Below are 281 nucleotides of genomic sequence, written 5' to 3'. Positions count from 1 at the left end.
CGATCGCACGGCCGAGGGTCGCGTCATCAAGTGCCTGACGGTCGTTGACGACGCCACTCACGAGGCCGTCGTCATCGAGGTCGAACGAGCGATCTCCGGCACGGGCGTCACGCGCGTGCTGGATCGCCTGGCGCTCACTCACGGCCTGCCCAAGATCATTCGCAGCGACAACGGCAAGGAGTTCTGCGGCAAGGCGATGGTTACCTGGGCCCACGAGCGTGGCGTGCAACTGCGCCTGATCGAACCGGGCAAACCGAACCAGAACGCCTACATCGAATCGT

Annotated in this window: 1 protein-coding gene; it reads left to right on the top strand. The window is 64.4% G+C overall.

What is annotated here, in order from left to right; all coding sequences use genetic code 11:
- Positions 1–281, top strand: a 281-nt coding sequence (locus IHE49_RS18390; protein ID WP_192160673.1) for a DDE-type integrase/transposase/recombinase, incomplete at both ends; no start/stop codon positions are given.

This window comes from Rhodanobacter sp. 7MK24 (assembly GCF_014842995.1).
Taxonomy (GTDB): domain Bacteria; phylum Pseudomonadota; class Gammaproteobacteria; order Xanthomonadales; family Rhodanobacteraceae; genus Rhodanobacter_A.
This window is presented reverse-complemented; position numbering and strand designations above follow the sequence as displayed.